Raw genomic sequence first — 9775 nt, 5'->3', positions numbered from 1 at the left:
GCGGGCAACCCCGGCTCACAAAGGCGTGGAATAATGAGGCACGATATGGATAAGTCTCAGGAACCCGCAGCGCCCTCCGGCAAGGGCGAGGCAAACCGCCACGCCCGCACCCACCAGCGCAACGGTGATGGCTCGACCGGCCGGCAGGAAAGTGGCGCTTCGCGCCGTCGTCGTTCCAAGCGCGGCCACCGCAATGGCAAGGCCCGCAGCAACCACCGCAACCCGCGCACCCCACGCGGGCCGCGGCCGTTCACCCCGGCGCAACTCGAGGCGCGCCGAGCGGCTGTCCCGCACATCACCTACCCGGAAACTCTTCCCGTTTCCGCCCGGCGCGCGGAGATCCGCGCGGCCATCGCCGCGAACCAGGTGGTTATTATCGCCGGGGAAACCGGTTCCGGGAAAACCACCCAGCTGCCGAAAATCTGTCTGGAGCTGGGCCGGGGTATCACCGGGCTCATCGGGCACACGCAGCCGCGGCGCATCGCGGCGCGCTCGGTTGCCGAACGCATCGCGGCCGAACTGGGGCAAAAAGTTGGCGGCGCCGTCGGCTATCAGGTGCGTTTCACCGAAGAAGTGGGCCCCACCACGCTCGTCAAACTCATGACGGACGGTATCCTCCTCGCGGAAATTCAATCCGATCCGCAACTGCTGCGCTACGACACCCTCATTATCGACGAAGCGCACGAACGTTCCCTCAATATCGACTTCATCCTCGGCTACCTCGCGCGCCTCCTCCCCGCCCGTCCCGACCTCAAAGTCATCATCACCTCCGCAACCATCGATACCGAGCGATTCGCCGCGCATTTCGGCAAGCACCGCGCGGGCGGGCGCCCCGGCGACACCGCGCCGATTATCGAGGTATCCGGACGCACGTACCCGGTGGAAATCCGGTACCGTCCCCTCGATGAGGAACAGGACGCAGAACACGAGGAACGGTACGACGACGCCGGTGCGCAGCGCGTGGCCGCGCCGCGCACCCCGGGCCGGGCCGCGGCACTCGATCAGGTGAGCGGAATCGTGGCGGCCGCCGAAGAACTCATGGCGGAAGGCGAGGGCGATATTCTGGTCTTCCTCTCCGGAGAGGGCGAGATTCGGGATACCGCGAAAGCCCTCGATGATGAGCTCGGGGCAAGATATGTGGCCCCCGGGGGGAGGTCCAGCGCGCCGGGTGCCGTGGAGGTCCTGCCGCTGTTTTCGCGTCTTTCCGCGGCGGAACAGCACCGCATTTTCCAGCCCGGGCCCTACCGGCGCATTATCCTCGCCACGAATATTGCGGAGACCTCGCTGACGGTACCCGGAATCAAGTACGTGATTGACCCGGGCACGGCCCGTATTTCGCGCTACTCGAATAAAACGAAGGTGCAGCGCCTGCCCATTGAGCCAATTTCGCAGGCCAGCGCCAATCAGCGCTCGGGTCGGTGCGGGCGCGTCACGGATGGGGTGGCGATCCGGCTCTATTCCGAGGATGATTTCCTGGCTCGGCCCGAATTCACCCAGCCCGAAATTCAGCGCACGTCCCTGGCCGCGGTTATTTTGCAGATGCTCGCGCTCGGGCTGGGCGCCGTCGATGATTTTCCCTTTATTGACCCGCCGGAAGCGCGGGCAGTGCGGGCCGGCACCCAGCTCCTCGAAGAAATCGGGGCGATAACGTATGGCGCTGCGGGTGCGTTTGGGGCGGACAGCCGCCACGCCCCGCGGCTAACCGCCATCGGGCGCCAGCTCGCGCGCCTCCCTATCGACCCGCGGCTGGGCCGCATGCTTATCGAAGCGCAGCGCAACGGGTGTGCTTCCGAAGTGTTGGTGCTGGTGGCGGCGCTGTCGGTGCAGGATGTGCGCGAGCGCCCCACTGAGAAACGCGCCCAGGCCGATCAATTCCACGCGCGCTTCACGGCCGGCTCGTCGGATTTCCTCGCCTACCTGACGCTGTGGCGCTATCTGCGCACCCAGGCGCGCGAGCTGTCCGGTTCGGCGTTCCGGCGCATGTGCCGGGCGGAATTCCTCAACTACCTGCGGTATCGCGAGTGGGCGGACGTGGTGGCGCAGCTTGAGCAGATGGCTCGACCGTTGGAGCTGACGATCCGCCGCCTGGCGCTGCCCAGCTCGAAGCAGATCCGCGCCGCGGAGGAAGCCGGGGCGGGGGCACCTCAGCTGGGCGGGGCTCCGAATTCCGGGGCGGTAGCCCACGCCTGCCGCGAGCTTGGGCGCGGTTCGGATACCCCGGAGTCGGGGGCGATTCACCGGTCCCTGCTGGTTGGGCTGCTGTCCAATATTGGCAATTATTCCCCGCGTAGCCGCGATTACCTGGGCGCACGCGGCACCCATTTCGTGATTTGGCCCGGCTCCGGCCTGCACCGGCGCACCCCCGAGTGGGTGATGGCCGCCGAACTGGTGGAAACTTCCCGGCTTTTCGCCCGCACCGTGGCCGCGATCCAGCCCGAGTGGATCGAGCCGCTGGCGAAGAAGCTGGTGCGGCGTTCCTATTCGGAACCGTATTGGTCGGCGAAGAACGGCGCGGCAATGGTCCACGAGAAGGTGATGCTCTACGGGGTGACCCTGGTAGCGGACCGCCCCGTGCTACTGGCAACCTCCGGTTCGGATGCGGCGCGCGAGCTGGCCCGCGAGATGTTCATCCGCCACGGCCTGGTGGAGGGCGAGTGGCGCAGCCACCACGAGTTCCTGGCGCGCAACCGCGCGGCCCTCGAGGAGGCCGGCCGCACCGAAGACAAGCTGCGCCGCCACGGCCTGGTGGCTGATAATGATGCGCTGGCCGCGTTTTACGAGGAGCGCATTCCGGAGAGCGTGGTCTCCGGGCGGCATTTCGATTCCTGGTGGAAGAAGGAACGGCACGCACGCCCCGAACTGCTCGATTTCACGCAGGATTTCTTGCTGGGTGGCGCGGGCGGCGCCGGCGAAGAGGACTTCCCCACCGAATGGCACCAGGGCGATATCACCCTGCCCATCACCTACACTTTCGCGCCGGGCTCCTTCAACGATGGCATCACCGTGGACGTGCCCATCGCGTTGCTGCCACGGCTACGCCCGGAGGGTTTCGACTGGCTGGTACCCGGAATGCTTGATGAACTGGTGGTCGCCACGATTCGTGCGCTGCCCAAACGCGTGCGGCGCAACCTGGTGCCTGCCCCCGACGTGGCCCGCGATATCCGCGCGGTGCTGCCCGGTTGGGAGGAGGCCGTGCACGGTGGCGCGGCCGACGCGCGCGGCGGCGACGCGTCCGGTAGCGAACCGATTTCTTTCGGGGACGCTTTTCGCGCGGCCACGGCCCGCGTGCGGGGTATTGAGATCGACGACGCCGCGTGGCAGGAGGTACATCTCCCCGCGCATCTGACTGTGAATTTCCGGGTGCGTTCGGAGCGTGGCGCGGTGCTTGAGGAATCGACGTCGCTCGAGTATGTGCAGCGCAGTCTTGCCCCGCAAACCAAGGAGGCGGTGGAGAACGTGGTGGCCGGGGCGGTGGCACAGGCCCTCGACGAAGCGCGGGCGCGGTTGCGCAAGCCGAGCGCGGCGAAACAGGGCACGCAACAGGGAACAAAGCACTCAGTGGGCGCACAGTCTGCGGGCGTCCCATCCGCCGGCACGCCGGCCGCGAGCACGCCAGCCGCACGTTCGGCCAGCACCACCAGTTCGGCCGGGACGGCCGCCGACGAACTCGCATCCGGGGATGCTGTGACCGGCTGGCCCGAGGTGGAGCAGGGGATTATCCCGGCGGTTATTGAAACCGAGGGCCCGGCCGGGACGGTTCGTGCTTATCCGGCGCTCGCTGACCGCGCCGGAAAGGTCGTTCTGGATGTGGTGGCGGAGCCGGGCGAGCAGGTGCGAGTACATCGCGGCGGCGTGATTCGTTTGCTCGCGGATGCCCTGGCGCTGCCCGAGGGCCGGATCACCTCGCGCTGGGATGGCGAGCTAGCTTTACAGCTGGCGGGTAGCCCGGCACCTTCTACAGCGGCGTTGGTGGCAGATCTGCAGTGGGCGGCGGCGCGGAATCTCGCCGACCGTTGGGGCGCGGCCAATGAGGCCAGTCCGGAGGAGTTGCGTTCCGGGCGCGAATTTGAGGAACTGCAGTCCTGGGCTCGTGACGAGTTCGAGGACGAAGTGTTCCTCATCGCGCAGGGCGCGGGAAAGGCCGCGGCTGCGTGGGCGGAGGTGGAGCAGCTGGTGCGAGATAACCGCTCGGTGGCACTGCTTGCCACCATGAGCGACGAGCGCGCTCATCTGGATGCACTCATGCCCGCCGATTTTGTGCGGGCCACGCCGGCAGCACGCTTCTGGGATCTGCCGCGCTATCTCCAGGCCGCGAAGCTGCGCATTGAGAAGGCCGCGGTGAATCCGGCAGCTGATGATTCGCTCGCCTGGCAGGTGCAAACCGCGGCGGACGCGGTGGAAAGTGCCCGAGCAGAAGCCAGCTACGCGGCTTTCGATCCGGGCCGCGCTCGGGTGCTCGACCACGCCCGCTGGCTCCTGGAAGAACTGCGCGTCTCGCTTTTCGCCCAGCAGCTGGGCACCAAGGAAAAGGTTTCCGTCAAGCGCATCCAGAAGCTATTGGCTAGCTAAGCTCCATAAGAGCCGCGTGCATCTCAAAATTCACACAAGTCACAAGAATCCCAGCGGGGATGCTATGTGTTGTGAGAGCTGTACTTCATTTGTCGTACATGCGAAGTACACCTCGGAAAAACACCCCGCCCCGCCGGAGCGGAATGCGTCGTCGTACTTCTTGGGATTACAGCAGGCTGACGATGCCCATGATGACGGCGGCGAGCAGCGCGCCAGCAATCATTCCACCCCACCATTCCAGCTGGTCCCCGGTGGTGACACGGTCGAGGGACTGCGGCTTGAACGGGAGCACGGGCGCGGTATTGGGCAGCAGCTTGGGGCGCTGTTCCAAGGAACGCATGAGGGCTTCTTGTTCCGGGCTGGCTTCCTCCACGTTGGCGAGCCCGCCGTAGCCCTTTTCTGTTTGGCGCAGCGGGAGCAGGGTGCCGGGCTTACTCTCGGCGAAGCCGGCCTGTTCCGCGCCATGCACCGCGATAACGGTGCGGAAATCCGCGGATTTATCCACCGGGCGAACCACCACCGGCACCATAAGCGCCTGCTTGCGGCGGCTATTGCCGACCGTGCGCATCCGCCGGCTTTCGTCGGTGCCCAGTACCCGGGCAACCACATCCACGCCAGGCGCGGCCGGCGTTTTATCGCGGATCAGCCAGGGCAGCGCCAGCAGCAACGCCACCACCGCGAAGGCCGGGATCAGGTAGAGCGCACGCGAACCGACCAGGGCATTCGGGAAGGCAATAAGTCCGAGCACCACGCCCGCGCCCAGACCCCACAGGGTACCGGTGCATACCCGCCGGGCATGATCGATAGGCCGCGCCGCCGGGAGGTTGCCTTCCCGCCAAATCTCAGCCACAACGTTGGTGCTCATACGTCCTTCCTCTTCCCTCGCATAATTAGTCGCCAGCAGTTATCCGCGCGCCGCTACTTGCAGGCGGTTTCTGGTACCTCGCTATTCGCGGGTGCTCCGGCCGCGCTGCGTGCCGGCAGCGCCTTCGCGGGTCAATCCGCGCTTTCCATGGTAACCCGGGCTAGCGCAGGCTTTCACTTTCCAGCACCACATCCCCGTTCTCCACCCGGAAGCGCACCGTATGCTCCCGCTCGAAAACCCGCGCGATATCCGAACGCTTCTCCCAGCTCAACGGGGCAACAAGCCGCCACTCATAGCTGCGCTCCAGCAGGCCTCCCCGCACGCTCACTGTTCCACCCAGCCCTTCCACAGCCGCGCTCACCTGCGGCTTCTCTTTCCAGCTCAGCTTCTCTTTGCGGGTGTCCCCAAAAGAGCGGTCCTTGCGGAAAGCGGCCGGGCAGCCAGCCGGCGGCGTCGTCGTACCATCACCGCGTACGCAACTTTCCACGAGACGTTCCACCAGTTCCACCGCGCGGTCACCCGCGGCAGGGGTGGCCTGGGCGCTGAGACGCGCGGTCGCGGTCTGGCCCGGCCGCACCGCGGCGGTGGCGCCGGCCCCGAAGGTAAGGTAGCGCGAATCGCCGGGTGCCGCCACGGTGTAATCACCAGGGAAAGCCGGGGCGGATTCCTGCGGCGAGAGGGCGACGGGCACGTTGTTGATGCTGGTGAGAGCGGGAGGAGTGGAGCCTGTGCCGGCGGAAGCTTGCGCGGCGCCGCCGCTGGAAGTCTGATCGGCATCGCGCTCCACGCGCAACTGTCCGAGGGCACCCTTGCTCACTTGCCAGCGCGGACTCAGGATCGCGGTGGTGCCGCGGCGCACCAGAGTGATGCTCAGGGGTTCTTGAGTTCCGTTGTAGCTAACAACGCCGTCCACGCGCACGGCGGTTTCGGTTTCGATACGGCGGGTTTCGCGCACCTGGAAATCAGCAGGTCGGCCCGGGACAGCGCGATAGACTTCGTCGCTCAGCAGGGCGAGAGAGCCGGAAAGCGCGCCGGGATCGGTCAGGCCCAGCGCATCGCGAGCGCGGCCTTCTTCAAGCGCGGCCATATATCTGCTGGCCACGGCCGCGGGCGAATAGTAGGTGGTAGCCAGGATGTGGCGCACGGCCAGCAGAGCCAGGGCGCTCAAGAGCACCGCGAGTGCGCCGAACAATACGCCCCGCCGCCGCATAAATATACGGGTACGCGCCGCGCGCTGAATGCCCACCGCGGGCTGAGTGCTCACTGCGCTGCGGGCAGATTGCCGCGCAGCAGCTCCACCAGGCGCTCTGAGCCGGCTTCCACGCAGCTGAGCGTCGCTTCGAATTCGCGCGCCGAGCCACCCCACGGATCGGGCACATCGTACTCGCCGGATGAATAATAAAAATCGGAAGAGTGCTGGCGCCCCGAGGCGCGCCCGGCATCGTCGGAAAGAACCCCGCCGTGCCCGAATACGCCCTCCGGCGCGATCCCTACCTCCGGCAGCGCGAACTCGGTCCACAGGTGAATATTGGTCAGGGAAAGTGAGAGGGAACGGCATAGCCGACGCACGGCCCGCGCGTGCCCGGTGGTCATGGCCAGAATCAGTCCGGCATTTTCCAGCTCATCGGCGGTAACACGGTGAGCCCGGTGGCGTTCAGGCAGGTCATAACCGTGTTCGGTGAGGGTGCGTTGGGCGGGCGGGTAAATCGGGTTGCCCGCCTCCTCGTTGGACACCCCCGCGGAGGCCACCGCAATATCGATACCGGCCTCGCGCAACCGCTGGCGCAGCACGATTTCCCCCATGGGAGATCGGCAAATATTCCCGGTACAGACAACAAGAATGCGGGGCCGTTCCGCCAACGCGCGAACGACGCCCGCACCGGGGTAGGCAGCGGGAGTGGCACTTTCCGTCATGCTGGCAAGTCTAGGCACCGCGCCTGAAAAGTTTTGAGCAGTAGGTCTCATCGAGTGCATACTACGCTGAAAGTATGCAGAATCCCGGGATAGAAACGCCCGGGCACGTGTGAGCGGGCTGCCCGGATCACCCGTGTTGAACTGCGGAAAAGTCACATCCGAGCAGTTCCGCGCCGCGATTACGCATAATCGCAGCTGAAAGTACGTGATTTTCGCCACGATATGCGCGGGCTACGTTTCATACACGGCTTAGTTGTTGCGTCATTTATCTACAACGACGACGCAGGGCCGGGGCGCGTGCGCCCCGGCCCTGGGAATCAGGCCACCGCCTTAGCAGCCTTGCAGCGCCTCATTAATGCGAGTACTACCTCGAGATAGGCGATGCGGGTGCCGGCCCCGGCTAGTTGATACGCGTGCCATCCCCGGCATGGAATACATGGATAGCATCCAGATTCGGGGTGGCGTACACGGTGTCACCCACCGCAGGGGCCTTAAACGGTGGGATACGCACAACCACCTGAGAGGAGCCATCGCCCGATCCGAAGCCGGACTTCTCCACGCCGGCAATCTCACCGTAGACGTAGTTATCCGAACCCAGGTTCTCCACCATATCCACCACGATCGGCACCGAGCTTTCCCCGGGCTCACGCGTGAGCTCCGTGAAGGATTCGGGGCGCACGCCCAGGATCACCTTACCCTTGTCATCCGGGGTGATCGCGTCGATGACCGCGCGGGGGAGGCGGATGCGCGCTTGGCCGAGAACTGCGGCGTCGCCCTCAATATTGAAGGTGCCGAGGTTCATGGCCGGCGAGCCAATGAAGCCCGCCACGAAAGCGTTTTGCGGCCGGTTGTACAGCTCATCCGGGCTGCCCACCTGCTGCAAAACCCCGAAGTTGAGCACGGCGATGCGGTCGCCCATGGTCAGCGCTTCGGTTTGGTCGTGGGTGACGTACACCGTGGTAGTGCCCAGGCGGCGCTGCAAAGTTGCGATCTGGGTGCGGGTTTGCACGCGGAGCTTCGCGTCCAGGTTGGAGAGCGGTTCGTCCATGAGGAAGACCTGCGGGTTGCGCACAATCGCGCGGCCCATCGCCACGCGCTGGCGCTGGCCGCCGGAAAGCGCCTTCGGCTTGCGATCCAAATACTCGGTCAGGTCGAGGATCTGGGCGGCTTCCTTGACGCGCTTATCGATTTCTTCCTTCGGGGTGCGCGCGATCTTGAGCGCAAAGCCCATATTTTCCGCCACCGACATATGCGGGTAGAGAGCGTAATTCTGGAACACCATCGCGATATCGCGATCCTTGGGCGAAACATTGGTGACATCACGGTCCCCAATGTAAATACGCCCGTCATTAATATCTTCCAGCCCGGCCAGCATGCGCAGCGACGTTGATTTACCGCAGCCGGACGGGCCAACAAGAACAAGGAATTCCCCGTCAGCAATCTCGAGGTTGAGCTGATTGACAGCCGGGGTATCCGACCCCGGGTAGATACGCGATGCGTTCTCAAATGTAACAGATGCCATTACTGGTCCCTTCACCGGCAGGTACGTGCCGGACGATCCGAGTGAAGAGTGCCGTGATGGGCACCCGAAGTTCCAGCAGTTGCGGGGCGACGACACCCATCCGGCAAGCGCAACCCGTTCGGTACCGGCGCACCCAAAGGCCGCCAATCCCCTGAGACCACGAAGCCATTAACAGGCCGCAATGCCCCCGCGCCCGGATACCCGGGCAATGTACAAATGCTGTGACTTCAGAGTGTCCACTCTGACACAGTCGCCCTGTGCGACATACTCAATTTTGCCAGGAGCGGGCGCGGATTTCCAGCTCCGCTGCCATTTTTTGCGCAAAGCTTCCAGGTTTTTCTCGGGTTCGGAGCTAGCCATCTACGCATGGTGTTACTTGCCTAGCAGGGCCACGAAGTGCAACCCCACGACAGCGAACCCCGCAGAATGCAACCTGATGGCATCAAAACAATTTCTTAACGTAGCTGCCGTTGCATTTTGATTTGGGCCGCCGAGGGATCTGCCCGCGCGAATCTCACGGAAATCATGAGCACCAGTAGTCACACGAGCCCCTGCCGGGGCGCTATGTGTTTTCCGAGCTGTAGTGCAGATGTCGTACATGCGAAGTACACCGCGGAAAAACACCCCTCCCCGGCCGGGGTCGGTTAAGTGGGTCAGTTTCAAGCGTCGAGGCTGCAGAATGTACATTTTGGACCGGACCGGCCGCAGAGTGTACGCCACGGACATTAAATCGCGGAAAAACTGTCACCCATGTACATTTTGTTAGCCGACCGGGTCTCTCTCCTCCTCAAAGTCCGCATTCCAGACAACACATCCCGCGCAGTGGGCGTAAAGAACACGAAATCATCCCGAAACGGTACTCTCACGCCCACTTTGTTTTTTTTGGGGCTTCGACGGAGCAAAGA

General features: G+C 64.6%; 5 protein-coding genes. 1 reads left to right on the top strand and 4 read right to left on the bottom strand.

Going from position 1 to position 9775, the window contains the following annotated elements; all coding sequences use genetic code 11:
• Positions 1 to 45 precede the first annotated feature (45 nt).
• Positions 46 to 4569, top strand: a complete 4524-nt coding sequence (hrpA, locus tag AC5RK6_RS07355) for an ATP-dependent RNA helicase HrpA (protein ID WP_435730943.1) — start codon at positions 46 to 48, stop codon at positions 4567 to 4569.
• Positions 4570 to 4735: 166 nt separating this feature from the next.
• Here hrpA and AC5RK6_RS07350 read toward each other — a convergent pair whose 3' ends face one another.
• The 4 genes from AC5RK6_RS07350 to AC5RK6_RS07335 all read right to left on the bottom strand — a co-directional run bounded on the left by AC5RK6_RS07350 (position 4736) and on the right by AC5RK6_RS07335 (position 8870).
• Complete coding sequence (locus tag AC5RK6_RS07350) at positions 4736 to 5434, bottom strand: hypothetical protein (RefSeq protein ID WP_320757989.1); 699 nt, start codon at positions 5432 to 5434, stop codon at positions 4736 to 4738.
• A gap of 160 nt (positions 5435 to 5594) precedes the next feature.
• Positions 5595 to 6698, bottom strand: a complete 1104-nt coding sequence (locus AC5RK6_RS07345) for a hypothetical protein (protein ID WP_435730944.1) — start codon at positions 6696 to 6698, stop codon at positions 5595 to 5597.
• Positions 6695 to 7348: a low molecular weight protein-tyrosine-phosphatase gene (locus tag AC5RK6_RS07340; protein WP_320757987.1), complete on the bottom strand. Its 654-nt coding sequence runs from the start codon at positions 7346 to 7348 to the stop codon at positions 6695 to 6697. The genes AC5RK6_RS07345 and AC5RK6_RS07340 overlap by 4 nt, the downstream gene beginning before the upstream one ends.
• 400 nt (positions 7349 to 7748) lie before the next feature.
• Entirely contained in the window at positions 7749 to 8870 is a 1122-nt protein-coding gene (locus tag AC5RK6_RS07335; protein WP_279058247.1) for an ABC transporter ATP-binding protein, read from the bottom strand.
• Positions 8871 to 9775: the final 905 nt, after the last annotated feature.

The organism is Actinotignum sp. usb-actsch-213, from assembly GCF_059085665.1.
This window is presented reverse-complemented; position numbering and strand designations above follow the sequence as displayed.

Excerpts from the sequence above, each read along its gene's own strand:
- AC5RK6_RS07340 (WP_320757987.1), bottom strand. The coding sequence starts at position 7,348 with ATGACGGAAAGTGCCACTCCCGCTGCCTACCCCGGTGCGGGCGTCGTT.
- AC5RK6_RS07335 (WP_279058247.1), bottom strand. The coding sequence starts at position 8,870 with ATGGCATCTGTTACATTTGAGAACGCATCGCGTATCTACCCGGGGTCG.
- AC5RK6_RS07350 (WP_320757989.1), bottom strand. The coding sequence starts at position 5,434 with ATGAGCACCAACGTTGTGGCTGAGATTTGGCGGGAAGGCAACCTCCCG.
- hrpA (WP_435730943.1), top strand. The coding sequence starts at position 46 with ATGGATAAGTCTCAGGAACCCGCAGCGCCCTCCGGCAAGGGCGAGGCA.